This window comes from Vibrio atlanticus (genome assembly GCF_024347315.1).
In the GTDB taxonomy this organism is placed as follows: domain Bacteria; phylum Pseudomonadota; class Gammaproteobacteria; order Enterobacterales; family Vibrionaceae; genus Vibrio; species Vibrio atlanticus.
Genome location: NZ_AP025460.1, coordinates 1,048,269 through 1,073,371, shown reverse-complemented (window position 1 = coordinate 1,073,371; position 25,103 = coordinate 1,048,269). Strand labels below are relative to the sequence as shown.

Annotated in this window: 20 protein-coding genes; 13 read left to right on the top strand and 7 right to left on the bottom strand. The window is 44.9% G+C overall.

The window, feature by feature from the left end; all coding sequences use genetic code 11:
• Positions 1-85: 85 nt before the first annotated feature.
• The gene (locus OCV30_RS04970; protein ID WP_065678637.1) at positions 86-1,006 is read right to left on the bottom strand and encodes a histone deacetylase family protein; all 921 of its coding nucleotides are present in this window, start codon (positions 1,004-1,006) and stop codon (positions 86-88) included.
• A gap of 262 nt (positions 1,007-1,268) precedes the next feature.
• On the opposite strand from OCV30_RS04970, the gene OCV30_RS04965 reads away from it, so the two are divergent.
• Both OCV30_RS04965 and OCV30_RS04960 read left to right on the top strand, forming a co-directional pair.
• The gene (locus OCV30_RS04965) at positions 1,269-1,955 is read left to right on the top strand and encodes an SDR family oxidoreductase (protein ID WP_065678636.1); all 687 of its coding nucleotides are present in this window, start codon (positions 1,269-1,271) and stop codon (positions 1,953-1,955) included.
• A gap of 7 nt (positions 1,956-1,962) precedes the next feature.
• Positions 1,963-2,964: a DUF3080 domain-containing protein gene (locus OCV30_RS04960; protein ID WP_065678635.1), complete on the top strand. Its 1,002-nt coding sequence runs from the start codon at positions 1,963-1,965 to the stop codon at positions 2,962-2,964.
• Between the two features lie 18 nt (positions 2,965-2,982).
• Here OCV30_RS04960 and OCV30_RS04955 read toward each other — a convergent pair whose 3' ends face one another.
• The 3 genes from OCV30_RS04955 to OCV30_RS04945 all read right to left on the bottom strand — a co-directional run bounded on the left by OCV30_RS04955 (position 2,983) and on the right by OCV30_RS04945 (position 7,890).
• Positions 2,983-4,959, bottom strand: a complete 1,977-nt coding sequence (locus tag OCV30_RS04955; protein ID WP_065678634.1) for a DNA topoisomerase III — start codon at positions 4,957-4,959, stop codon at positions 2,983-2,985.
• 127 nt (positions 4,960-5,086) lie between these two features.
• Positions 5,087-5,635: an NAD(P)H nitroreductase gene (locus OCV30_RS04950; protein WP_017104045.1), complete on the bottom strand. Its 549-nt coding sequence runs from the start codon at positions 5,633-5,635 to the stop codon at positions 5,087-5,089.
• A gap of 245 nt (positions 5,636-5,880) precedes the next feature.
• On the bottom strand, positions 5,881-7,890 hold the full coding sequence (locus tag OCV30_RS04945) for an NADPH-dependent 2,4-dienoyl-CoA reductase (protein ID WP_029224084.1): 2,010 nt from the start codon (positions 7,888-7,890) through the stop codon (positions 5,881-5,883).
• 279 nt (positions 7,891-8,169) lie between these two features.
• Here OCV30_RS04945 and sppA point away from each other — a divergent pair, with 279 nt between their 5' ends.
• The gene (gene sppA, locus OCV30_RS04940) at positions 8,170-10,020 is read left to right on the top strand and encodes a signal peptide peptidase SppA (RefSeq protein ID WP_065678633.1); all 1,851 of its coding nucleotides are present in this window, start codon (positions 8,170-8,172) and stop codon (positions 10,018-10,020) included.
• Between the two features lie 118 nt (positions 10,021-10,138).
• Positions 10,139-11,155: an asparaginase gene (gene ansA, locus OCV30_RS04935; RefSeq protein WP_012603507.1), complete on the top strand. Its 1,017-nt coding sequence runs from the start codon at positions 10,139-10,141 to the stop codon at positions 11,153-11,155.
• Between the two features lie 149 nt (positions 11,156-11,304).
• On the opposite strand, the gene OCV30_RS04930 is transcribed toward ansA, so the two are convergent.
• Positions 11,305-11,586 (bottom strand): YeaC family protein, encoded by a 282-nt coding sequence (locus OCV30_RS04930; RefSeq protein WP_009848655.1) that lies wholly within the window; start codon positions 11,584-11,586, stop codon positions 11,305-11,307.
• A gap of 113 nt (positions 11,587-11,699) precedes the next feature.
• On the opposite strand from OCV30_RS04930, the gene OCV30_RS04925 reads away from it, so the two are divergent.
• Positions 11,700-12,506 carry a DUF2989 domain-containing protein gene (locus OCV30_RS04925; RefSeq protein WP_065678632.1) on the top strand — a complete coding sequence of 269 codons (807 nt, stop codon included), beginning with the start codon at positions 11,700-11,702 and terminating at the stop codon, positions 12,504-12,506.
• Positions 12,507-12,686: 180 nt separating this feature from the next.
• Here the strand turns inward: OCV30_RS04925 and msrB are convergent, their stop codons facing one another.
• The gene (gene msrB, locus OCV30_RS04920) at positions 12,687-13,085 is read right to left on the bottom strand and encodes a peptide-methionine (R)-S-oxide reductase MsrB (RefSeq protein ID WP_065678631.1); all 399 of its coding nucleotides are present in this window, start codon (positions 13,083-13,085) and stop codon (positions 12,687-12,689) included.
• A gap of 358 nt (positions 13,086-13,443) precedes the next feature.
• Here msrB and gap point away from each other — a divergent pair, with 358 nt between their 5' ends.
• From gap to OCV30_RS04880, 8 genes are all read left to right on the top strand, one after another.
• Positions 13,444-14,439, top strand: coding sequence for a type I glyceraldehyde-3-phosphate dehydrogenase (gene gap / locus OCV30_RS04915; RefSeq protein ID WP_065678630.1), 996 nt, complete (start codon positions 13,444-13,446; stop codon positions 14,437-14,439).
• A gap of 242 nt (positions 14,440-14,681) precedes the next feature.
• Positions 14,682-15,566, top strand: a complete 885-nt coding sequence (locus OCV30_RS04910; RefSeq protein ID WP_065678629.1) for a D-hexose-6-phosphate mutarotase — start codon at positions 14,682-14,684, stop codon at positions 15,564-15,566.
• Between the two features lie 314 nt (positions 15,567-15,880).
• Entirely contained in the window at positions 15,881-17,917 is a 2,037-nt protein-coding gene (locus tag OCV30_RS04905; RefSeq protein WP_065678628.1) for a methyl-accepting chemotaxis protein, read from the top strand.
• Between the two features lie 193 nt (positions 17,918-18,110).
• Positions 18,111-18,926 (top strand): 23S rRNA (guanine(745)-N(1))-methyltransferase, encoded by an 816-nt coding sequence (gene rlmA, locus OCV30_RS04900; protein ID WP_017099212.1) that lies wholly within the window; start codon positions 18,111-18,113, stop codon positions 18,924-18,926.
• A 75-nt stretch (positions 18,927-19,001) separates the two neighbouring features.
• Complete coding sequence (locus OCV30_RS04895) at positions 19,002-19,961, top strand: ChaN family lipoprotein (RefSeq protein ID WP_065678627.1); 960 nt, start codon at positions 19,002-19,004, stop codon at positions 19,959-19,961.
• A gap of 274 nt (positions 19,962-20,235) precedes the next feature.
• Positions 20,236-20,589, top strand: coding sequence for a hypothetical protein (locus tag OCV30_RS04890; RefSeq protein ID WP_065678626.1), 354 nt, complete (start codon positions 20,236-20,238; stop codon positions 20,587-20,589).
• A gap of 128 nt (positions 20,590-20,717) precedes the next feature.
• Complete coding sequence (locus OCV30_RS04885) at positions 20,718-22,604, top strand: BCCT family transporter (RefSeq protein WP_065678625.1); 1,887 nt, start codon at positions 20,718-20,720, stop codon at positions 22,602-22,604.
• A 193-nt stretch (positions 22,605-22,797) separates the two neighbouring features.
• Positions 22,798-24,375, top strand: a complete 1,578-nt coding sequence (locus OCV30_RS04880; RefSeq protein WP_065678624.1) for an alkaline phosphatase — start codon at positions 22,798-22,800, stop codon at positions 24,373-24,375.
• Positions 24,376-24,513: 138 nt separating this feature from the next.
• Here the strand turns inward: OCV30_RS04880 and OCV30_RS04875 are convergent, their stop codons facing one another.
• On the bottom strand, positions 24,514-24,951 hold the full coding sequence (locus OCV30_RS04875) for a YcgN family cysteine cluster protein (protein ID WP_065678623.1): 438 nt from the start codon (positions 24,949-24,951) through the stop codon (positions 24,514-24,516).
• Positions 24,952-25,103: the final 152 nt, after the last annotated feature.

The window sequence follows — 25,103 nt, the reverse complement described above, 5'->3', positions numbered from 1 at the left end:
AAATCCCTATCCCTCCACCACATTTAAGAAAGCCGCTGAGAAATCAGCGGCTTTTTTGTATCTGGAGATCACACAAGCTCACCACTCAACTGCTGACAGTAAATGCGGCCTTCAATAACTGCATGTGAATCGGCACCAGATCTTGATGTTCAGTTCGATATCCGCCACCGACTACACACGCCATTGGAATAGACTCTGATTTCGCTAATTCAATCATGAAACAGTCGCGTTCAAATATCCCTTTTGTCGAAACATTCAAATAACCCAGTTCATCGTCTTGATGGATGTCGATCCCCGCGTCATAAATAATGAGATCAGGTTGGTGATGCGCAATCGCCAACTTGGTGACTTGTTCAAAACAACGTAAGAACTCTTCATCTTCTGTTTCACGACTTAATGGCACATCTAAATCAGATAACGGTTTACGCGCAGGGAAGTTCTTATCGCAGTGGAATGACAAAGTAACAATCTCATCGCTCTCTTGGCAAAGTGTCGCTGTACCATCGCCATGGTGAACATCACTGTCGACGATCAGCACTTTATCTATATGCTCAAAGGTTAATGCGTGCTTGGCCGCCAAGACCAGATCATTCAACAAACAGAAGCCACTGCCAAAATCTCGGTGCGCATGATGATAGCCACCGCTGAGATGAATCGCTAAACCACTCTCGATGGCCATTTCAGCGGCCAAGCAGGTTCCACCACTTGAATAGAGTGTCCTTTCTATAAGCTGTTCACTCCACGGAAAGCCGATACGTCTCATTTTTGCTGCTGGCAAATTTCCAGAAACTAGCAAATCGACATATTCACCATCGTGTACCTGCTTTACTTGTTCTACCGAAACAGGCATTGGCTGGAACATTTCGAATGCATTACCCCATTTTGGATCGCTATCCATGTGGTGCGTCACAGCACTGTGCAACAGTTGATATTTATTGATTGGATAACGATGCCCTTCTGGTAAAGGCAACTGAGAATAAATTGGATGGTAAATTAAAGGAGTCATAGATCGGGCGTATTACGTATCAATCTCAAAATCATAACAGTCTCAGACTTGGCGACAACCTTAATTAATGGTAATAATTATCACTACACTTACTTTTTACAAGAGACAGCAATGAAAAACGTAATACTCATCTGTGGGGTGATCTGCGGCTCGACAGCAGCAGTAATGATTTTTATAGGAATGCTAATGGCCAGTTGGTGGAGCGTTGATTTTCTCGTGTTAAGCCATCAAACTTAACTAATTGAACGGAAAAGGAATCACCATGAGCGTTATTTTTATTACTGGAGCGAACCGCGGCATTGGCTTAAGCCTGACTCGACAATACTTGGAAGATAACCACAAGGTGTACGCGACTTATCGTGATACACATTCAGCAAAAGAACTGCTCTCACTCGCAGAACACAACACCAATCTGACCTGCATTCAATTAGAAATAACCGATTATCAAGCAGTAGAACAACTCCCCTCGCAAATAGAGTCGATTGATATCTTGATCAACAACGCTGGCTACTATGGCCCTAAAGGTTACGGTCTGGGTAATACCGATGTAGAAGAGTGGCGTCGTGTATTTGAAATCAACACAATTGCTCCATTGAAGCTTGTCGAGACTCTATTACCTCTTATAGAAAGTAGTGACGTCAAAAAGATCGCCTGTCTTTCATCTAGAGTGGGTAGCATGTCTGAAAACACATCAGGCGGAGGCTACATCTATCGTTCATCTAAAGCGGCTCTAAACTCCGTGGTGAAGAGCCTAAGCAACGACTTAACCGAGAATGGCTTTACGGTGTTAGCACTGCATCCAGGTTGGGTACAGACTGAAATGGGCGGGCCCAATGCTCTGATCGACACCGACACTTCAGCTTCCGGCCTTATTAAAGTCATCGAGTCAGCGAATACCGAAGTAAGTGGTCACTTCTTCAATTTCGATGGCAGCGAAATAGACTGGTAATCCACAGATGAATTTAGGCCCTCTCTCAAACCTAGTTAAGCACTCAACGCTGTTTTGTCTGACGGTGATGCTAGCTGGCTGTTTCAGTGATGGCCCCGGCGACTTGTTCGACGACTATCAAACCAAGATAGCCAGAGTACAAGATGCTGACGAGATAAAAGAGGAATGGGAATTTGAAAGCCTACCGAGAAAACGAGAACTGCTGCTTGACGTGCCCTCGCTTTCTATCGGTCTCATCGACAGTTACCAGCTTCGTCAGTGTGGATTGTTCAATCTGATTGCAGAAAGAAATTCGGTTCTTGGGAAAGTCGCGGATGAGTTTCGTAATTACGATTATCAAGTCGCCCTACTTGCAGGTGTCGGGAGATGCTTATCCGGTAGCGAATTAGACCCTGAGGTCGTAGAGCTACTGAAAGAAATCGAGCAGCAGAAGCTCGCACAGTTTCCGCGGCACCAGTGGAATCTAATCTATGCCAGCGATGCGATGCAGTCTCAGATGCGTGGTAGTCGGTGGTTACACGCTGATATCGGCGATCAGGTACGACAAACCAGTGGCGCCTTAGAACATCTCAACCAAGCGTTAAACGCGCCGCTCGTTTCCGGCAAAACCACTGAGGTACAAGAAGTATTAGAGAAGAGCTCTACGCTCGGGGATTTATACTACTCGCTGGCTCGTGCTTCGGCAGAACTGGATACCATCACCAAGCAGCTGACAAATTTTGATGACAACATCATCTGTGGTAAGCAGCGAGACACAACTAAGTTTCGTTATCTCAACAATGTGTTCGAACAACAATACATTGGTAAGGTGCAGCCCTACATGGCGCAGCTAGATGGCTACTATCAGCAGTTAGCCCCTCAACTAGGGATGTTTGACGCGCAACCTGAACTGCACAATTATTACTTTCCCATCCAAGATGCACATCAAGCTTTTCGATCATCAACTCGTCGCCATGTCGACTATTGGCAACAGTTGTTTAAGCGTTGTGGCCACAAGGTCGGACGTTGATCCTAATGTCAATAAGTCTTAGCTTTTCGCGCCCTTCTTAGCATAGGTACCTTTCTTGGCATAAGACTTCTTCGCGCCACCGCCCTTACGACGTTTAAACGCTGGTCTTTCGACTTTAGGAAGGTGGCGGAGTGATTCAGGAACTTCTCCCGTTTTTACCTTGCCCATCAAACCATCAATCTTACTTTCTAGCGCTTGCATGAAAGGTTGATACGCTTGATTTCGTTCTGCCATACCTTGCAACTGGTGCTCCCAGTGTGCCGTCATGTCGGGGAAGGTCGAGTCCTCAGGTAAAGCATGAATCAAGCCTCTGCCCGCAGGGCTACTATGAATACTCTTACCTTGACGCGTTAGCAACTGCCTTTTAAATAGAGTATCTAGAATGCCAGCACGAGTCGCCTCTGTTCCAAGGCCGTCGGTCTCTTTCAAAATGGCTTTGAGGTCTTTATTTGCCACAAAGCGCGCGATACCAGTCATCGCTTGTAGCAAGGTCGCTTCCGTGAAGTGCTTTGGTGGTTCGGTTTTCTTATCGCCAATAATGCCTTCACGACACGTCAACACCGTACCTTTATCCAATGGAGGTACCGTATCCGTGCCATCACCTTTTTCTTCAGTGTCCGTTTTCCCCATCAACACTTTCCAGCCCGGGTTGATAAGCTGACGCCCTTTTGCGATGAACACGCCACCAGCGATATCAAACACAAGCTTGGCATCAGCAAAAATGGCCGGCGGATAAAACTGCATCAGATACTGACGAGCAATTTGCTGATAGATTTTCATCTCGTTGGCAGACAGGCCATTCACCGATGATTTCTTCGGTGTTGGGATTATCGCGTGGTGAGCGTCGACCTTGCTGTCGTTCCATGCTTTTGATTTAAGAGAAAGATCCGCACCTTGAGCACCACTTTGCAGCTCTTTCGCATTGTTAGCGATAGCATCCACGACCGACTCTCTTTGTGAGTAGTGATCTTTAGGTAGATAGCGGCTATCAGAACGCGGGTAAGTGATGAGTTTGTGTTTCTCGTACAACGACTGACAAGTGTCTAACACCTGCTGAGCACTCATACCAAAACGCTTAGACGCATCAATCTGCAGTGCTGACAGCGAATAAGGCAGTGGCGCAGCTTGTTTACTTTGCTTTTGCTCTGATTCCGTCACCGTCGCGGGTTGATTCGCAATTCGCTGAGCCACGTTCTCAACCAGTTTTCGATTGAGCACCCGGCCTTCTTCATCTTGCCATGGCTTACATGCTTCGCTTGGTTTCCAACGCGCTCGAATATCAAAGCTCTGCCCGTTGTTTTGGTAAGGGATCAGCGCATGCAGAGTGAAGTAATCTTTCGGAATGAAATTTTCGATCTCTTCATCACGCCTTACGACCAAACCAAGTACAGGCGTTTGCACTCGCCCTACCGACAATACCCCTTGGTAACCTGCCTTTTGACCAAGCAAGGTATACGCGCGAGTCATATTCATGCCATACAGCCAATCGGCTCTAGAGCGCGCCAATGCAGAAATAGAAAGTGGAATAAAATCGCGGTTACTCCGCATCTGAGAGAGCGCACGCTTCACGGCTGGCAAGTTCAAGTCACTAATAAGTAGCCTGTCCATCGACTCTTTCTTAGCCTTGGATACTTTGCAGTAATCAATCACTTCATCAACCAGCAACTGCCCTTCTCTATCCGGGTCTCCCGCATGGACAATTTGGGTCGCGTCCTTCAATAGCTTTCGGATCACCGTGAGCTGTTTGCTTGACGTCTTACGCGGTCTTAGCTGCCATTGCTCCGGCACGATAGGAAGATCGGCTAAGTTCCATTTCTTATAACGGTCATCATAAGCGTCTGGCTCAACTTGCTCCAATAAGTGTCCAATACACCAAGTCACCACATCCCCATTGCCACATTTGATAAACCCTTGGTCTTTCTTTTGTGGATTAGGTAGTGCGGCGGCGATCGCGCGGCCTAGGCTTGGTTTTTCAGCAATAATAAGGCGAGACATGTTTTTCCAGATGCTACAAACAATTAGGGCCACATTATCTAATGTGGCCCTAATAAATCAAGGAAAACTGGTTGTTTATACAGTTAGCATTCAACAATTCGTTGTGTGGCTATTTTCCTGACGAGATCTACAAGAACTCAACGAACTTTGAGAAGTCACGCTCTGGCGCTTTCATTGGCGTACAGCCCGGAGTACCTAGGTATAGGAAGCCAACAATTTCATCGTCGCCTTCTAGGCCGAAAGCTTGGTGCACTTCAGGGTGGAACATCCATTTACCTGAACGCCAAAAACCTTGGAAGCCTTGTGCAACTGCGGCCATTTGCATTGCTTGCGCAGCACAACCCGCAGACAGGTGTTGTTCGAACGCAGGCACTTTCTCGTGCTCAGTTACCTTTGCGATGATAGTGATCACCATTGGAGCTCGGAACGGCGCTTTCTTTACTTTCTCGATAACCGCTTCTTCGCTTTCATCCGCTTCAGCGGCACGCACCAAGATGTCTGAAAGTTTCTGTAACCCTGAACCTTGTGCGATAACAAAGCGCCACGGTGTCAATGCGCCATGGTCTGGAGCTCGTAAACCCGCTTTGATGATGTTTTCTAACGCTACACCTTCAGGTGCCGGATCAGAGAGTTTTGCGATAGAGCGTCTGTTGAGCAATAGATCCAAAGCATCCATTTGAAGTCCTTACTAATTTTTATTGTTTGTATAGTTGAACTGTAGCACAGAATACAAACGATAATAAATCTCAACGGCTGTCCAATTGACACAATAGTTCAAACAACACTTGAAACAATAAAGGCTCCTAAATCTATGACTTAGGAGCCTTATTTATCTGTCTAGTCCAAGCTTAGTTACCCGTCTAGTTCAGCTTATTGAACTTTCTGATTCAAACTTATCAAACGAGAACATTCTGTTTGTTGTTAGAGCTTAATCGCCAGCTCAACACCTTGTCGAATCGCACGCACGGCATCCAGTTCACCTGCGTAATCGGCACCGCCTATCACGTGTAGTTTGCCACCAAACTCTTGCCACATGTCTTCGAATGGACGAACTGAAACCTGACCCGCACACACGATAACGGAATCGGCATCGAGTACCTGATCTTTCTTACCAACGCTGATATGTAGACCTTGGTCGTCAATCTTGTTGTAGCTCACGCCACCAAGTAAGTTCACACCACGTTTTTCTAATGTGCGTTTATGAATCCAACCTGTAGTCTTACCCGGGCCTTTACCGACACGACCCGCTTTACGCTGCATCACCCAAACCGTTTTGTCACTGAACGAATCAGGGTAAGGATAAAGTCCACCAGGGTGTTCCATATTTTTATCAATGCCCCACTCATGCAGCCAGTCATCCAAGCTGTGAGAAGTCGGCTCTGTCAGCATAGTTGCCACATCAATACCGATACCACCGGCACCAACAATCGCGACTTTTTCGCCTACTGGTGTCTTTTCACGAATCAAGGTTTGGTAGTCGACTACGTTTTCTTGATCTATCCCTTCAATATCAAGCTTTCTGGGTTCAACACCAGCAGCCATCACGACTTCATCGTACTTCAACAACATCTCAAACGTCGCTTCAGTATCCAGTTTTAAGTTCACGCCTGATGCATCTATTTGGTTAGCAAAGTAACGAATCGTTTCTCTGAACTCTTCTTTACCCGGAATCTGCATTGCCAATCTAAATTGTCCACCGATGCGGTCATTTTTCTCTATCAGATCAACCTTATGCCCACGCTGTGCCAACGTTGTTGCACAAGCTAAACCTGCTGGCCCAGCACCGACGACGGCAATGGTTTTGGTTGCTTGAGCGGGTTGCACAACAATTTCAGTTTCGTAACAAGCGCGAGGGTTCACCAAGCAGCTCGCTCGTTTGCCTTTGAATACGTTATCAAGACACGCTTGGTTACAACCGATACAGGTGTTAATGAACTGCGCTTGGTCTTGAGCGGCTTTATTAACAAAGTCAGGGTCAGCCAAGAATGGACGAGCCATTGATACCATGTCGGCCTGTCCTGAACTGAGGATACGTTCGGCCTCTTCTGGCGTGTTGATTCGGTTACACGTCACCACTGGGATCGACACGTATGGTTTTACTTTTTCCGTCACCCAAGAGAATGCCCCTCTTGGAACTTGTGTCGCAATAGTTGGGACACGAGCTTCATGCCAACCAATACCGGTATTAATAATGGTCACGCCCGCTTCTTCTAGCTTCTGAGCCAGAAGTACAACATCTTCGAATGTGCTGCCTTGCTCAACCAAATCCAGCATCGATAAACGGAAAATAATGATGAAATCTTTACCCACCGCTTCGCGAATCGATTTAACGATCTCTAGCGGGAAACGCATACGCTTCTCATAAGAACCGCCCCATTCGTCATAACGCATGTTGGTACGTTTACAGATAAATTGGTTAATCAAGTAACCTTCGGAGCCCATGATCTCTATGCCGTCATAGCCAGCAACCTGAGCTAGCTCTGCACTGTTGGCAAAAGCACCGATGGTCTTTTTAATTTGACGAGGGCTCATCTCACTCGGTGCAAACTTAGCGATTGGCGCTTTGATGCCCGAAGCACTTTGCGCGAATGGGTGCATGGCATAGCGGCCAGCATGTAGCAACTGAAGGGCAATTTTACCTCCATGCTTATGCACGGCCTCGGTAACAACTTGGTGAGCTTTAGCGTGCTTAACTTTACTGAACTCAGCACTAAATGGGGTCAATCTGCCACGTAAATTAGGAGAGAAACCACCGGTAACAATAAGGCCAACGCCTCCTTTTGCTCGCTCTTCATAAAACGCGGCAAGCTTGTGGAGGCCTTCTTTATTTTCTTCTAAACCCGTGTGCATTGATCCCATCAATACACGGTTACGTAACTGAGTAAATCCAAGATCGAGTGGTTCGAGTAAATGTGGGTACATGGCAGACATCACTTCTATTATTATATCCTTGTGGTCAGACCACAATATAACTCAATCACCAAAAGTTCAAACAACCGTTTACATTTTTGTAACACCGATCATAATGCAGGACGTATTAATCGTTCAGAAACCCCTAATATGACTACACTTAATGAGAATATATATCGATTAGCAATTCTTGGTGTAGTTTGAGCTAGGGAATTATCGTAGGATATCAAGCAGTTCATATTATTGAGATTAATGGTACTACAGCTTGTTAAAGCGACGTGATCTCACTGCGGAGACAGAATGAAAAAAATATTCAAATTTATAGGCATGATCTTTAAAGGGATTTGGAAGCTCATCACGTTTGTGCGTCTTGCGCTGGTTAACCTTTTCTTTTTACTCAGTATCGCCATCATCTACTTTGTATACTTCCACTCAGACACAACTCAACCCACTGTTCCACAGGAATCGGCTTTAGTACTTAACCTGTCTGGCCCTATCGTGGAGCAAAGTCGCTATATCAATCCGATGGATTCGGTCACGGGTTCACTGCTTGGCAAAGACCTTCCAAAAGAAAATGTCCTGTTTGATATTGTTGAAACGATTCGCTACGCCAAAGACGATGACAAGGTAACTGGTATCGTTTTAGCACTCAAAGAACTGCCAGAAACCAATCTGACCAAGCTTCGCTACATTGCTAAAGCGCTCAACGAGTTCAAAGCAACTGGCAAACCAATTTATGCGGTGGGTGACTTTTACAACCAAAGCCAATACTACCTAGCCAGCTACGCAACTAAAGTCTTCCTATCACCAGATGGTGGGGTTCTTCTTAAAGGCTACAGTGCTTACTCGCTATTCTACAAAACGTTATTAGAGAAGCTTGACGTAAATACACATGTATTCCGCGTCGGTACTTATAAGTCTGCAATCGAACCTTTCATTCGCGACGATATGTCAGACGCAGCGAAAGAGTCAGCTTCTCGTTGGTTAGGTCAACTGTGGGGAGCATACGTTGATGACGTAAGCAACAACCGCCAGATCGATGCTAAAACCTTGAACCCAAGCATGGACTCTTTCTTAAAAGACCTTGAGTCGGTTGATGGCGATATCGCAAAACTGGCAGAGAAGCTTGGTTTAGTTGACGAACTGGCAACTCGCCAACAAGTTCGTCTAGAGCTCGCAGACGTCTTCGGCAGTGACGGTCAAGACAGCTATAACGCGTTGGGGTACTACGAGTACCGTACAACCATGCTTCCTGACCTAACAAGTGAATCGCACGATGTCGCTGTAATTGTCGCTAGCGGCGCAATTATGGATGGCAAGCAGCCACGTGGCACCGTTGGTGGTGATACCACGGCCGCCCTACTTCGCCAAGCGCGCAACGACGACAAAGTAAAAGCGGTTGTACTTCGTGTAGACAGCCCAGGTGGTAGCGCATTTGCTTCAGAAGTTATCCGCAATGAAATAGAAGCGATCAAGCAAGCTGGTAAACCTGTTGTGGTTTCTATGTCTAGCCTGGCTGCTTCTGGTGGTTATTGGATCTCGATGGGCGCAGACAAGATTTTGGCTCAACCAACCACACTAACAGGCTCGATCGGTATCTTCAGTGTTATCACGACCTTTGAGAAAGGCTTGAACGATATCGGCGTTTACACCGATGGCGTTGGTACGTCGCCTTTCTCTGGTCTTGGTATTACAACTGGACTAAGCGAAGGTGCGAAAGACGCTTTCCAAATGGGCATTGAAAACGGTTACCGCCGATTCATCAGCCTAGTTGGAGAAAACCGTGGCATGGAAGTCGATGCTGTAGACAAGATTGCTCAAGGCCGAGTATGGACAGGCCAAGATGCAATCGAGAAAGGTCTAGTCGATGAAATTGGTGATTTTGATGATGCGATTACAGCTGCGGCTTCACTTGCAGAGCTTGAAACCTACAATATCTACTGGGTAGAAGAGCCTCTTTCAGCCACTGAACTATTTATTCAAGAATTTATGAACAAAGTTCAGATGTCGATAGGCCTTGATATTCAGTCAATGATTCCAAGCAGTTTACAGCCTGTTACTCAACAGTTAGCTCAAGATAGCCAACTGTTAGGTAACTTTAACGACCCACAAGGCCGATATGCTTTTTGCTTAAACTGCCAAGTTCAATAAGATAAGCTCAACGCTTTGTTATCAAGAGGCGCCTCTGTGTGAGGCGCCTCTTTTTATTGCATGATAATTCGCTATAATCGCCCCCCTGTTCCCTATATCACACTAAGTATTAATCGCCATGGAAAGAAAACACATCTATATCGCGTATACCGGCGGCACAATTGGCATGCAGAAGTCTTTGGACCACGGCTATGTCCCAGTCGCAGGTTTTATGGATAAGCAGCTAGCTGGCATGCCTGAATTCCATCGCCCAGAAATGCCTGAGTACACCATTCATGAATACTCTCCATTAATGGACTCTTCAGATATGACGCCACTTGATTGGCAGACTATCGCTGATGATATTCGCGCGAACTACGATAAGTACGATGGTTTCGTTATCCTGCACGGTACAGACACTATGGCTTACACCGCCTCAGCTCTGTCATTCATGTTAGAAAACCTCGGCAAACCTGTGATTGTTACGGGCTCTCAGATCCCATTAGCAGAATTACGTTCAGACGGACAAGCAAACCTGTTAAATGCTCTGCACATTGCAGCGAACTACCCGATCAACGAAGTGACACTGTTCTTCAACAACAAGTTGATGCGCGGTAACCGCAGTACAAAATCACACGCTGATGGCTTCAATGCGTTTACCTCTCCAAACCTAACTCCATTGCTAGAAGCGGGTATCAATATCCAGATCAGCAATAACGTTAAGGTAAACGAACAACCTGAAGGTGCTTTCAAGGTTCATAACATTACTCCGCAACCCATCGGTGTAATTACAATGTACCCAGGAATCTCGCATGAGGTGATTCGCAACACGCTACTACAGCCTGTAAATGCAATGATTCTGCTTACTTTTGGTGTTGGTAACGCACCGCAAAATCAAGAACTACTTCAACACTTAAAAGATGCCTCAGAACGAGGTGTGATTGTGGTGAACCTAACTCAGTGTTTGGCAGGTAAAGTCAACATGGGTGGTTACGCGACGGGTTGTGCACTAGCAGAATCGGGCGTTATCAGTGGTTACGATATGACACCAGAAGCAGCACTGGCGAAATTACATTATCTATTGAGCCAAGATTTAAGCTACGAAGAAGTGAAGGCTCAAATGCAACAAGTGTTACGCGGTGAGATGAGCTTATAAGCCTATCCTGCGATTCGTTTAGCCAAGGGCTTACCTTTAATCAAGCCCCCTCACGTAAACCTGAACTAAATCGTATTATTGTTTATAAATAAACAGCTTAACAGTAAAAAAGGGGTGGCACAGTGCCACCCCTTTGTTGTAATTTAAGCCTAATGATTAGGATTAACTCTAACAATATCTTCTTGGTCGGACTTAAACTGCTTCTTTAGTTCAGACTTTGATTTAAAGCTAATTTCTCCGCCGGCTGCAATTGTCATATGTTGAGCTTCAGAGTTATGTTTCGATTGATACAACATAACCGCCTGCATACACGAGTCGCGCTGTTCTTTAGAGAGCGCCGTTCCTTCTGGCCATTTCCCCGTTTCAACTGCATAGTTTAAACGTTCGTAGACCTCGGGGGTCATTGCGCTAAGAAGTTGTTCTGCATCCATGGTAAGGCCTTAGTTTTAACAATTTTCACCAGAAAATAACCCGTATCAGAATTGAGTCAAGAACCTGACTGAAAATAAGTGTATTTGATCACAAGTGAAGGAATATGAAAATTATGAAATGGTTGGTACTAAGCCTATTGCCTTTCACTCTGGTTGGGTGTTTTGACGGGAACAAAAATACCGCTCAATTGTGCGAAAGCAACCCGTGGCTTCAGTGTGAAAAGTTAAATATGAATGACGGACAGTGCCGTGTCGCACGTACCGACCTCGTCTGGCATCGATTTGAAGCAAAAGAAAAACCCAGCGATACCAATAAGATTAAAGAGTTCGAATTAGTCTCTGCCTACAAAAAGTGTTTAGAACTTGCAGCACAAATTGAAACGATTGATCAATCCAAACTTCAAGAACGTCGCTTCATCTCCTTAATGAATAGTATCGAAGAGTCTGAGCGTATTGTTGATGAACTCTCGCGATCAAATACCCCGGAAACGCTTTATTTTATGTGGTCACAAACTGGGGATACCAACGCAAGACGCAGTTTCCTGCAATTAGAAGGGACAGAAGCATTAAACACAGCAGAGATGCAATATGCGCTAGCCACTTTTTATACTACCCGTGACCATGAAAAAACGCTTAAGCTACTCAACAATGCGTTAACGCTTTCTAATGGTTCGAAGGTCAACACCGAGATCTTCAAATCGATGGCGAGTATCAACCACAGCCTTGGGCATATGGAAAAGGCGTACGTGTGGGCCATGGTAGCGAAAGAGTTTGATGTACCTATTGCTTCGGAAGCAGAACTTACCGTGTTGTACCGTTTCGATGAGTCAACATACGAACAACTGAATCAAGACGCGGACAATATAGTAGAAGCTATTGAAGATGAGGTTTACAGCTCTTCAATCGTCCCTCGTTACTGATCGCACTGTTCTCGTTTTCTAGTCCAAACGTTCTATTCACGAGCTTTCAAAAAAAACAGCTACCATCATGGTAGCTGTTTTTATTTGTGCTAGAAATAACTCTGAAATACTGAGCTATTGGGCAGTTCAGTACCACTCAACCAACAAATACGCCTGTAAGGATTAGACAATTGTGACAAGTTATTTGGTAGTTTCGTCATTTTTGTTGAAAATTAACGACACAGAATTAACACAGAACCGTTCACCGGTTGTCTTCGGACCATCAGGAAAAACGTGACCTAAATGGCTATCACAAACAGTACAACGGATCTCTACACGCTTCATTCCGTGACTTAGATCTTCTATATAGCGTACTGCTTCATCATTCACAGGGGCATCAAAGCTTGGCCAACCGCACCCTGAATCATATTTGTTATCCGACAGAAACAAAGGGCTTTCACAGCATGTGCAGCTGTAGACACCCGTCTTATGGTTGTGCAGTAACTTACCGCTATATGGGGCTTCGGTACCACGTTGACGACACACAGAAAATTCATCGTCCGTTAGGCGTTCACGCCAGTATTCATCAGGCTTTATCATATCTCCTCCCTTTTGAATCACGTTAATATCTCTCCACATTATCAGTTATTATATTTACTTTTTTCTATAAAGGCTTGCATATGAGTCGTTTTGTAGCACATACTTTCTCACCAGGAAACATTGTACATATACACTCATAAGTGAATCATCATTTAGAGGTATTTTACCCAACTGGAAGGGTACAGAGCCACTCGCAATGGTCAATTTTCAACCACTTACACCCAATTGTTAAGAAAAGCGTCGCTTTTTTTTGACATTAAACAAGTTAAGTCGGATTATCTATTGCAGATGTATACTGGATTCTGTAATTTTACTACCAGTTATCTTTAATCAGAAATTAAGTTGTGGAGCAACTACAATGACTATCAAAGTAGGTATTAACGGTTTTGGCCGTATCGGCCGTTTCGTATTCCGCGCAGCTCAAGAGCGTGCAGACATCGAAGTAGTAGGTATTAACGATCTAATCGACGTAGAGTACATGGCATACATGCTTAAGTACGACTCAACTCACGGCCGTTTCAACGGTACTGTTGAAGTTGAAGGCGGTAACCTAATCGTTAACGGTAAAACTGTACGTGTTACAGCTGAGCGTAACCCAGAAGACCTTAAGTGGGATGCTATCGAAGTAGACGTAGTTGCTGAAGCAACTGGTCTTTTCCTAACTGACGAGACTGCACGTAAGCACATCACTGCTGGCGCTAAGAAAGTAGTTCTTACTGGTCCTTCTAAAGATGCAACTCCAATGTTCGTAATGGGCGTTAACCAAGCATCTTACGCTGGTCAAGACATCGTTTCTAACGCTTCTTGTACTACTAACTGTCTTGCACCTATCGCTAAAGTACTTAACGATAAGTGGGGCATTGAGTCTGGTCTTATGACTACAGTTCACGCTACTACAGCAACTCAAAAAACTGTAGATGGCCCTTCTGCTAAAGACTGGCGCGGTGGCCGTGGTGCTTCTCAAAACATCATCCCATCTTCAACTGGTGCAGCTAAAGCTGTAGGCGTTGTTCTTCCAGAACTAAACGGCCTTCTAACTGGTATGGCTTTCCGTGTACCAACTGCTAACGTATCTGTAGTTGACCTAACTGTTAACCTAAAAGAAGCTGCATCTTACGAAGCAATTTGTGCTGCAATGAAAGAAGCTTCTGAAGGCGAAATGGCTGGCGTTCTTGGTTACACTGAAGACCAAGTAGTATCACAAGATTTCATCGGTGAAGTTCAAACTTCAGTATTCGATGCTAAAGCTGGTGTTGCTCTAACTGACAAATTCGTTAAAGTTGTATCTTGGTACGACAACGAAATCGGTTACTCAAACAAAGTTCTAGACCTAATCGCTCACATCTCTAAGTAATTTCTTTTTAGAAATAGCTTTAGATAAGCATTAACGAAGACTGCTTTGAGCAGACTTTGAAAAAGGCGACCTTAGTGTCGCCTTTTTAATACCTGCTATCTTTTAAACCGCGCCTGTCTAAGCTCATCAAGATAGCCCAAACGTAAAATTCAATTCTAATACTGATTCTGCTTGTTACTCATGAAAAATCAAGCATCACTCTAGTCAGCATTTGAATTCAATTTCCTTAGAAGGATTATGTAATGGATTTATCTACTCTACCTGCACTGTCGGTACTTTCTGACAACGTCACTATCGTTGAGCACGAAGGTGTAAAACTGGTTCGTGTTATCCACGATAAAGCAAACGCAGCGATTTCGTTGTTTGGCGGTCATGTCGTGTCATTCCAACCGCAAGGTCAAGAAGACCTAATTTGGATGAGCCAACAAGCTAAATTCGATGGCAAAACGGCTCTGCGTGGTGGTATTCCAGTATGTTGGCCTTGGTTTGGTCGCATTGCAGCACCAGCACATGGTTTTGCACGTTCAAGCGAATGGCAATTGGTTGAGCACCGTGAAAGCGAAGCTGGCGTGATTGTTAGCTTAGGTCTGAAGCCAAGCGAAGAGACGCTAGCAGTATGGCCTAATCAGTTTGATGCACGTTTGAATGTTGAGATCGGCGAGCAGCTAAAAGTAACGCTGGACGTGAAGAACACTGATTCTCAGCCATGGACTTTCTCTGGTGCACTGCACACTTACCTAAACGTTGGCGATATTCACAACACAACCACAACGGGTATGGGTGCTGAGTACATTGATAGCCTACAAGGTGGCAAGATCTGCCAAGGTGGTGCTGAACTGGTACTGACTGACACGATTGACCGCGTTTACACGCAACCAGAAGCGCAAATCTTTGTTGCTGACAAAAAGCTGGATCGCACGCTAACAGTTGAAAACCACGGTCATAACTCCGCAGTACTTTGGAACCCGTGGGCGGAAGGGGCTGCAGGTATGGGCGACATGCAAGACGATGGTTATCTAACCATGATGTGTGTAGAGTCAACACTGCACGCACCAAGCTTAGAAGCAGGCAAAACGTTACAGCCTGGTGAAAGCCACCAGCTGATTACGGTGATTGCTTCGAAATAAGCTTAAAGCTACGCCAATTAGATACGAAAATGCAGCCCATGAGCTGCATTTTTATTGCCCCTAACCCTCTCTATCTCCATCTCTATTCCCATGACCAGTTTGTAATTTAACGCAGACAAAGTTTACCTACTCAGATTCAAATACATTCCAAATTACATTTCATATCTCATACACCATAATTTATAAATATAACTATCAATTCATTAATTCTTATCAATTACTGCCTATAAATAAGTTCTTATGATAGGAGGCTCAATAACAAACTTATCTAAAACCACTTAACAACACCTCAATGAAGACAGGATAGTGAATTCATGTTCGAGAAATACAAAAATCAAAGTGTTGGCTTCCAACTTAAGTTGGTCATTTTGCTGTGCTTACTTATCGCCTTTGGCTCTATCGCAACGCTCGTGTATCGCAATGCCTCACAAGTATTATTAGACAACACGTTAAGGGAACACCAATCCAAAGTAGAAGCGATGGCCAAAACCATATCTGGCCAATTCGATGCCTACCTGCATACCGCCAAAGTTTTAGAATCCACCTTTCGTAACGGTTATCTAGCAGGTGTTTATGTTGAGAATTACGACGTTGAGTTCAACGGTCATTCCATTCCTAACCTGACTCAATATGGTGAGAGCCTAATCAACGACACTAAACTCGTTGATAGCTTTACTCGCGACACCGGCGCTGTAGCAACCCTATTTGCCCCATTTGGCGATGACTTTATTCGCGTGTCTACTTCTCTTAAAAAACCGTCAGGGGAACGTGTGGTTGCCACAACGTTAGGCAAGGATCATCCTGGCTATAACAAACTCAAAAATGGCGAAGCTTATTACGCGCAAGTGAAGCTCTTCGGCCAACGCTACATTACCTACTACGCACCTTTAACGAATGCGCAAGGCAAAGTTAACGGTGTCTCTTTCATTGGTCTACCCGTAGAAGAGGCGACACAAAACCTGTTCGAGTCATTGCGTTCTGTCTCATGGGGCGATACTGGCTATACCATCATCGTTGACAATGAAGAAGAGCATCAAGGCCAGTACTTACTGCACCCTACTAATGCTGGAGGTGATAAATCTATTGTGGATGTTGCCGACTACGACGGTAACAAACCTTTCTATCAGCTCTTTGAGCAGCCATCCGGCTTGATTCTCTACCCTTTTGAGTATCAAGGAACAGTGGGCGAAAAATACCTCGTCTATACCAAAGTCCCGGGGTGGAATTGGAAACTACTTGGCGGCACATTTATTAATGAAGTCACTAAAGGCAGTGACGAACTGCTGAAACTTATCGCGATAATCGCGACCTTGATTGCCGCCGCTACCATCGTCGTGTTAACGCTCGTATTGAACCGTACCTTGACGCCGTTAACGACTTTAAACGAATACATGATGCGCTTAGGAAAAGGCGAAGTCAGCTTACATATTCCAAACAACGGCAAACAGACTAAGAATGAAATCAGCAACCTAAATACCGGCGTTGCGAATATGGCTGCTCAATTGAATACACTCGTTGGAGAAATTCGTACGACCAGTGATCAAGTACAAAACAGCTCTAGCAGTGTGTCACAGGATGCTAGCCACAATCTGAGCCAATCTGACCGCCAACAAGCACAGGTTGAGCAAGTCGTTACCGCAATTGAAGAGATGGCTACCTCGGCAGAATCTGTAGCGCAGCAAGTGAATAGCATTGCTGAAAATGTTCGCCTTGCCAATGAAGACAGTCAGAAAGGTTTAGAAGTCGTTGAAGGTGTGTGTATTGATGTTGCCCAGCTAAATGATCAATTAGACAAATCAGCATCGGCCATCGAGCAAGTGAGTTCTGATAGCGAAAGCATTCAAACCGTCACCAAAATGATTGATGACATCGCAGAACAAACCAACTTACTTGCGTTGAACGCTGCAATAGAAGCAGCGCGAGCGGGTGATCAGGGTCGTGGTTTTGCCGTGGTCGCTGACGAAGTAAGAACATTGGCTCATCGTACACAAACGTCAGTACAAGACGTAGTGAGCATCATCGAGAAGTTGAAATCTTCAACTAACAATGCCGTGAACCTGATGACACAAAGCCAATCGAATGCCAACCAAGTACTTGATAAAGCGCAAGAAGCAGGCACAGCCTTAGAGTCGATTGCCTCTCAAGTTGAATCTATTGCTTCTCAAGCTGAAACCATTGCTGCGACATCAGAAGAGCAAGCTCAGGTTTCTCAAGAAATAGCAGCGAACGCGCATGCGATCAGCGATTTGAACCAGCAAAGCCGTGAAACCAGCGCTAAGACCTCTCACAGTGCTGATGAACTTCAAAAACAAGCTGAGTCGTTAAAGAACCAAGTTAACTTCTTTAGCTAAAAGCCGAGTTCACTGTTTCTATCAGTGACTTGCTCATAACCAATAGAGCCAACCATACGTTGGCTCTATCTCTTCACTGACAGCCTCTGTATCTTCACTAATTGCCGTAAACCAAGACAGCTGCGTTTATTCTAGCGCCCCACAATGCTTCCTGTTAAAATTTTGGACTTGAAATTTCTACCTCGAGTTCGCAATGACTTACCAATGCCCTTTGTGTCACCAACCTTTATCTCAAAACGATCGTACGTTTAAGTGTGAAAAGAACCATCAGTTCGACCTAGCGAAAGAAGGCTATGTTAATTTGATGCCAGCACACCACAAACGCTCAAAAGATCCAGGTGACAACAAAGAGATGATGCAGGCTCGCCGCCGCTTCCTTGAAGGCAACCACTACGATCCAATGCGTCAAGCCGTTGTTGGTTTATGCGCGAGCTATCTGCCAGCAACCGCCCCTAGCCTATTAGATATCGGTTGTGGTGAAGGTTATTACACCAATGAAATTGCGGTAAACCTTCAAGAAAAGAATGGTGCGACTTTTGGCCTAGACATTTCTAAGATTGCTATCAAATACGCAGCTAAACGCTACCCTGCTGTCGACTTCTCAGTCGCTTCGAGCCATCGCCTGCCCTTTGCGGAAAACAGCTTAGACGGCATTCTACGCATTTATGCGCCTTGCAAGGCTGAAGAGCTGCAGCGCACCATCAAAGACAATGGCGTGGTAATCACCGTGACACCTGCTAGCCGACACCTGTATCAGCTGCGTGATGCAATTTATGATGGTGTTCGCTTGCACGACGAAGATCCAGAAATGATTGAAGGTTTTACTCTTGATCACCAAGAGCAACTAAACTATATGATGGAACTATCGGGGTCAGACGCATTCGACCTGCTACAGATGACGCCGTTTGCTTGGAAAGCGAGTGAAGAGTTTAAACAACAACTCATTGATGCTGAGCAATTCAACTGTGAAGCGGACTTTATGCTGCGAGTGTACCGCAAACAGATTTAATTGATATTGATTATCGTTTGCATTGAAATATCATCTTGCCTCCTTTAGTATGCGTGTTCTTCAAGGAGGCATTTCATGCAACGTATTATTCTTATCGGATTAGCAACCCTGCTCACGGCTTGTACTAATCAACCTTCAAACAACACTTCTCAAAAAGTGGCTAACACGCAAACGGAAACCGTTTCCACATTCTATGATTACCAGTTTGCTTCTCCACAAGGCGAAACGCTGTCTCTCGATGCATTACCTAAACAGCTGATTGACGCTGATGTGGTTCTTATTGGCGAATGGCACACTCACTCGGCAATCCATCGCTTCCAAACCGATTTCTTAAAAGCACGTCGCAACGCCACATCAAACATCGCGCTTTCAATGGAACAATTCACTCGAGAACATCAGGACACATTAAACCAATATCTCAATGATGAAATTGGCGAACAAATTCTTATGTCTCAAGCGGCTGCTTGGCCAAACTACGAAAGTGATTATCGCGCTTTAGTTGAGTTCGCTAAAACCAATGACGTCGATATCATCGCGGCAAACGCACCAAAACCCTTCGTACAATGCATTGGCCGTAAGGGATTAGCCTACCTAGATCAGCTAACGACGGAACAACGTCAATGGATTGCTTCAGAAGTGGATACCGGCGATAGCCCTTACAAAGAAAAATTCATGGCTTCGATGCATCACGGTACGCCAGAGCAAACAGAAAAACAGTTTGCCGCTCAAGTAACATGGGATGAAACCATGGCGGAGTCGATTGTCGGTTACCTAACATCAAACCCAGATCAGCAAGTGATTCATGTTGCTGGCAAGTTCCACACAGAAGATGGTTTAGGCACAGCTGCATCGATTCTACGTCGTAATCCCGATCTGAAAATTGCGATTATCAGCCCAGTAAAGGAAATATCTTCAGATAGCAGTGACTACCAGCTAAAAGTGCTTTCTCCACCCGCTCGCTTTGTTAAAAAAGAGAACAGAATGAAGGCATACAAACACCTATCTAAGCGCGGCGCTAGCCTAGAGTGCGACTAAACCATTCTTATCCATTCTTATAAGAGAACGAAACGATGGGCTAATTCTAGATAACTAGCCCATCGACAGAGCTTCATTGGATCCTATCATCCACTCTAACTCTATATAACATTCAAATTCCTTATCGGCACAAGATTTGCTTAATAACTAGACGGTTTGACTAAGCAGACGAAAAAACAATGTGCGAATAAAAAAACATCACCACGGTGATTAAATGCACAAGTTTTTCACACCTCTGCCGATACTATATTTAAGGATAGGTAAGGAGAGCGATATGACACCAGTAGGAACGAATAATACTCAGCTGTATTCACCTGCGAAAATGAACGCACAGAATAAAAGCATCGAGGCTGAAAAGCCTGCTCCACTCAAGGTGGAACAAAATACCGTTAAGCTTTCCGATGAAGGAAAAGCGCTATTATCTGCTCTTAAACAAATCGATAAAGAATCCAAAAAATTCGAAGCGGAAAATGCAACCGTTACCGATAAAGTTGAATCGTTCGCTCATGGCGCTTTAGGTATGGATCACCCAGATAAGATTGAAGAAGAGGACGATGGTTCTTATTCAGCTGGGCAATACTTATCCGCAGCGGCAACCGTTGGTGGCATTCTACTTGCCTTAATCTAACTTTCCCCTCTGTTACTGCACTTTCCTCTCTGCATTAAAGCGATTTGTCGTCACGACAACAGACCCGATTTGGTCTAAAAAACGAGTTCATTCCATAATTCCGCTCTCATTTTAATGGAATAATACTCGTGAAAAACACTTTTGAGCTTATTGATAAGCCTACTTTCTTTGGTGCGATTGCACTCCTACTCACGATAGTTTTCCCGCTCATTTTGTTCCCTGCACAGGGCGCAGACTGGATTGCGGTTGCGAAAACATTCATGACGGATCAACTTGGATTTCTATATCTTGCTCTAGGCCTAGCTGCTTGTGCCTTCATGGTTTACGTTGTGTTCAGTGATATGGGACAAATTAAACTGGGTGAAGCTGATGAAGAACCTGAGTTCAAAACTGCATCATGGGCAGCAATGCTTTTCTGTGGTGGTATCGGCGCAAGTATCTTGTACTGGGGCTGTATTGAGTGGGCTTACTACTACCAATCACCGCCTTTCCAACTAGAACCCGGAAGTGAAGAAGCGGTTCGTTGGGCGGCAACTTATGGTTTGTTTCACTGGGGACCAATCGCTTGGTCTATCTACCTGATCCCAGCGATTCCTATCGCTTACTTCTTTTATGTGCGTAAACAGCCTGTTCTAAAGATCTCTAGTGCGTTAATGCCTGTTCTTGGTGAACACCGCAGTAAAGGCGTACCTGGAAAGATCGTCGATATCCTATTCATTTTCGGTCTACTGGGTGGCGCTGCGACAACACTAGGTTTAGCAGCACCTCTCATCACTGAAGGCCTGAACCACCTATTCGGCCTACCTAAAAATAACCTTACGCAAGCAATGGTACTTTTAGTTTGTACGGCAATTTTTGCTTACTCTTCTTATGCTGGCTTGGAAAAAGGCATCAAGATCCTGAGTAACATCAATTTCTGGGGTGCAATGGGTCTACTGACTTTCGTTCTGATTGCTGGCCCGACGATCTTTATGCTTGAAACAGGCCTAGACTCGATTGGTCGCCTATTGTCTAACTTCTTCGTGATGGCAACGTGGGCTGAACCATTTGGTGGTTACGGTACCTTTGAGAACACGCACTTCCCACAAGACTGGACCATTTTCTACTGGGCATGGTGGCTAGTATTTGCACCAAGTATGGGCCTGTTTGTTGCGCGTATCTCTCGCGGAAGAACCATCAAACAAATGGTGTCAGGTTCAATTTTCTTTGGCTCTCTAGGTTGTTTCTTGTTCTTCATGATCTTAGGTAACTATGGCCTATCACTGCAACTTTCTGGTGAACTGGATGTAGTAGCGATTTTGAATGCAGAAGGCGCTACCAAAGCTATCTTCTCGATGCTTGCGCAACTGCCAATGAGTACGCTGGTTATCGCGGTATTTACGCTGCTGTGTATCATTTTCACTGCAACTACATTTGACTCAATCTCATACATCCTAGCGTCTGTTGTGCAAAACAACGTAACCGAAGAGCCAATGCGTTGGAACCGTATGTTCTGGGCATTCACTCTGTCGTTCTTGCCAACGATTCTGATGTTCTTGGGTGGCCTAAGTACGCTACAAACGGCAGCAATAGTTGGTGGCTTACCGCTACTGGTGATCTCTGTGATGCTGATGATTTCAGCGGTTCGTGCAACGAGCCTCGACCTACGCCATCAAGACGCGTACATCGAGCCAACGATCAACATCGAAGAACTACCAGATATGGACCCTTGGTCTGCAGAAGGTATGGCGCTGGCTCAATTTGAGAAAGAAAAAGATGCTGCACAAGAGGCCGCAGAACTTGAGCGAGTTGCCTACACAGAACTTGCCGCAGTGAAAAAAGAAATTCGCGCTTATGTGTTAGAACAAGGTTCACAAATGGAAACTCACGAGTTACCAGAGAACCTACAACAAGCACTTGAGCAGGCCGAGAGTAATCTTAGTGCCGCACAAGCGAAAAAAATCGAGTTATCTGAGCAAGCTCAGAATGCTCGTATCACGTTCAACCAGGTGGTTGCAGACTTACCGCTTGCTTGACATTAGCCATGACGCAGTCCATTGATTTGGACCCTCCTAAATACGACAAAGGCTCACAGAAATGTGAGCCTTTTTTTATGCTTTTCAAAAAATTGGAGTTATTGCTCAATTTCACATTGATGAAATAAATATGAAACGACTTTGACACAAATCGATGTTCTAATCATCCCGCTTATATAAAAAGGGATAACCAATGAAGCACATTATAAAACCAATCATTGCCGCAGTGGCAACCTCAACACTTTCATTCAACGTACTTTCAGCAGAAATCAAAAACGTCATTCTGATGATTGGCGATGGAATGGGACCTCAACAAGTTGGCCTGTTAGAAACCTACGCAAACCAAGCACCAAACTCGATCTATAAAGGGAACAAAACCGCCCTTTATCAACTTGCTCAAGAAGGGGTTATTGGTTCATCCCTGACTCACCCAGAAGATGCAATTGTGGTCGATTCTGCTTGTTCAGCCACCATGCTTGCAACCGGTATCTACAGTGGTTCAGAAGTGATTGGCATTGATTCTCAGGGCAATCATGTTGAGACGGTTCTTGAGAAAGCTAAAAAGGCAGGTAAAGCAACGGGACTCGTGTCCGATACACGCTTAACTCACGCCACGCCTGCTGCATTTGCTGCTCACCAACCTCACCGTTCGCTAGAAAACCAAATTGCTAACGACATGCTAGAAACTGGTGTTGATGTAATGCTTTCGGGAGGGCTACGTCATTGGATCCCTAAATCGACCAACGACAAAGGTGAAACCTATAAGCAACTTGAAAAACTGACTCAAGGTGATGTTTACCTAAAATCAAAACGTAAAGACGACCGTAACCTTCTTGCAGAGGCAGAGAAAGACGGCTACCAACTGGCATTTAACCGCAGCATGTTAGAAGATGCTAAAAGCGATAAGCTACTTGGCCTGTTCGCCTACTCAGGCATGGATGACGGCATCGCTTACAGCAACAAGGAAAAAAGTGACGAACGAACTCAGCCAAGCCTGAAAGAGATGACACAAAAAGCGCTCAACATCCTATCCAAAGATGAAGACGGCTTTTTCCTAATGGTCGAAGGTGGCCAAATAGATTGGGCAGGCCACAGTAACGATGCCGGCACTATGCTGCATGAACTGCTCAAGTTTGATGAAGCGATCCAAACTGTGTATGAATGGGCAAAAGATCGTGAAGACACGATCGTGATTGTGACCGCAGACCACGAAACAGGATCTTTTGGATTCAGCTACTCTTCTAACGACCTACCAAAACCACAAAAACGTTCTGGTGAAGCCTTCGCCGACCGCGACTATGCACCTAACTTCAACTTTGGCGCATTCGATATTCTTGATGGTTTATATAATCAAAAGCAAAGCTACTACGGCATGATCAGCGAATTTCAGAAGCTGGATAAAGCGCAGCAAACACCTGAAAAACTGGCTGAGATCGTCAACAAGAATAGTGAGTTCCCTATTACAGCTGAACAAGCGAAAAACGTATTAGCGAGTAAGCCGAACCCATACCGATTGGCTCAACACAAATACTTATCGGCAGAAGAAGTGCCTGCTATCAACGATTTCGATGCATTCTTCCCTTATAACGACCGCGGTAACTTGCTTGCTCGTGAACAGGCAACAAGTCAAAACATCGTTTGGGGTACAGGTACACATACTCACACACCAGTGAACGTGTTTGCTTGGGGCCCAACAGAGAAAATACTGCCCGTTTCAAAAATCATGCACCACTCAGAACTGGGTGAGTACATTAAACAACAAGTAAACTAGCCTGAATCTTTTTTACTCGTTTTACTTAGCGCCCTACGGGGCGTTTTTTGTTTTAAGCCTTTAAGTTAAGTAATTAAGTAAATTTAGGCGACGCCAAATAGCAAAACAGCCGCTCAAGAGCGGCTGTTTTTAGAATAACTAGCGATTTGGGTGATTCAAGATGTGGTCTTCCCAATCGACAACATCGATTTCGTATACCACTTTGTTACGAACGCTTTCACCAGCAGCATGCATCTCTGATTTAGAGCCCGTGATCAATGGGTGCCACTCTGGAATCGGCTTAGATTCTGATAGAAGACGGTAAGCACAAGTATCTGGTAGCCAATGGAATTCATGAATCTTGTCACGAGTTAGCTTCAAACACTCTTCACCTGAAGTAAAGCGGTTCGGGTAGTCTTTACACGAACATGTTTTGTCGTTTAACCAGCTGCACGCCACGTTGGTGTAGTAAACTTCATCGCTATCTTCATCCATTAGTTTGTGTAGGCAACACTTACCACAACCGTCACACAGTGATTCCCACTCGTTCTCGGTCATTTGCTCTAGTGTCTTTTCTTGCCAAAATGGAATCGTCATAGGATTACTTCTTACTCTTTTACTGGGGTGCGTGTTATACCGCTAGCCCATAAAAAGTTCAAGGATAATAATTGTTCATTCTTTGATTCAATCAACAGCTGTCACTCTCATCATTTTTTGCTACTATCGCGCACCCTGTTATTTAGTGAGTT

Coding starts and splice junctions, on each gene's coding strand:
- sppA (WP_065678633.1), top strand. CDS start 8,170: ATGAAAAAAATATTCAAATTTATAGGCATGATCTTTAAAGGGATTTGG.
- OCV30_RS04965 (WP_065678636.1), top strand. CDS start 1,269: ATGAGCGTTATTTTTATTACTGGAGCGAACCGCGGCATTGGCTTAAGC.
- OCV30_RS04895 (WP_065678627.1), top strand. CDS start 19,002: ATGCAACGTATTATTCTTATCGGATTAGCAACCCTGCTCACGGCTTGT.
- ansA (WP_012603507.1), top strand. CDS start 10,139: ATGGAAAGAAAACACATCTATATCGCGTATACCGGCGGCACAATTGGC.
- OCV30_RS04890 (WP_065678626.1), top strand. CDS start 20,236: ATGACACCAGTAGGAACGAATAATACTCAGCTGTATTCACCTGCGAAA.
- OCV30_RS04970 (WP_065678637.1), bottom strand. CDS start 1,006: ATGACTCCTTTAATTTACCATCCAATTTATTCTCAGTTGCCTTTACCA.
- rlmA (WP_017099212.1), top strand. CDS start 18,111: ATGACTTACCAATGCCCTTTGTGTCACCAACCTTTATCTCAAAACGAT.
- OCV30_RS04875 (WP_065678623.1), bottom strand. CDS start 24,951: ATGACGATTCCATTTTGGCAAGAAAAGACACTAGAGCAAATGACCGAG.
- OCV30_RS04925 (WP_065678632.1), top strand. CDS start 11,700: ATGAAATGGTTGGTACTAAGCCTATTGCCTTTCACTCTGGTTGGGTGT.
- OCV30_RS04905 (WP_065678628.1), top strand. CDS start 15,881: ATGTTCGAGAAATACAAAAATCAAAGTGTTGGCTTCCAACTTAAGTTG.
- OCV30_RS04960 (WP_065678635.1), top strand. CDS start 1,963: ATGAATTTAGGCCCTCTCTCAAACCTAGTTAAGCACTCAACGCTGTTT.
- OCV30_RS04930 (WP_009848655.1), bottom strand. CDS start 11,586: ATGGATGCAGAACAACTTCTTAGCGCAATGACCCCCGAGGTCTACGAA.
- gap (WP_065678630.1), top strand. CDS start 13,444: ATGACTATCAAAGTAGGTATTAACGGTTTTGGCCGTATCGGCCGTTTC.
- OCV30_RS04910 (WP_065678629.1), top strand. CDS start 14,682: ATGGATTTATCTACTCTACCTGCACTGTCGGTACTTTCTGACAACGTC.
- OCV30_RS04955 (WP_065678634.1), bottom strand. CDS start 4,959: ATGTCTCGCCTTATTATTGCTGAAAAACCAAGCCTAGGCCGCGCGATC.
- OCV30_RS04945 (WP_029224084.1), bottom strand. CDS start 7,890: ATGTCTGCCATGTACCCACATTTACTCGAACCACTCGATCTTGGATTT.
- OCV30_RS04950 (WP_017104045.1), bottom strand. CDS start 5,635: ATGGATGCTTTGGATCTATTGCTCAACAGACGCTCTATCGCAAAACTC.
- OCV30_RS04880 (WP_065678624.1), top strand. CDS start 22,798: ATGAAGCACATTATAAAACCAATCATTGCCGCAGTGGCAACCTCAACA.
- msrB (WP_065678631.1), bottom strand. CDS start 13,085: ATGATAAAGCCTGATGAATACTGGCGTGAACGCCTAACGGACGATGAA.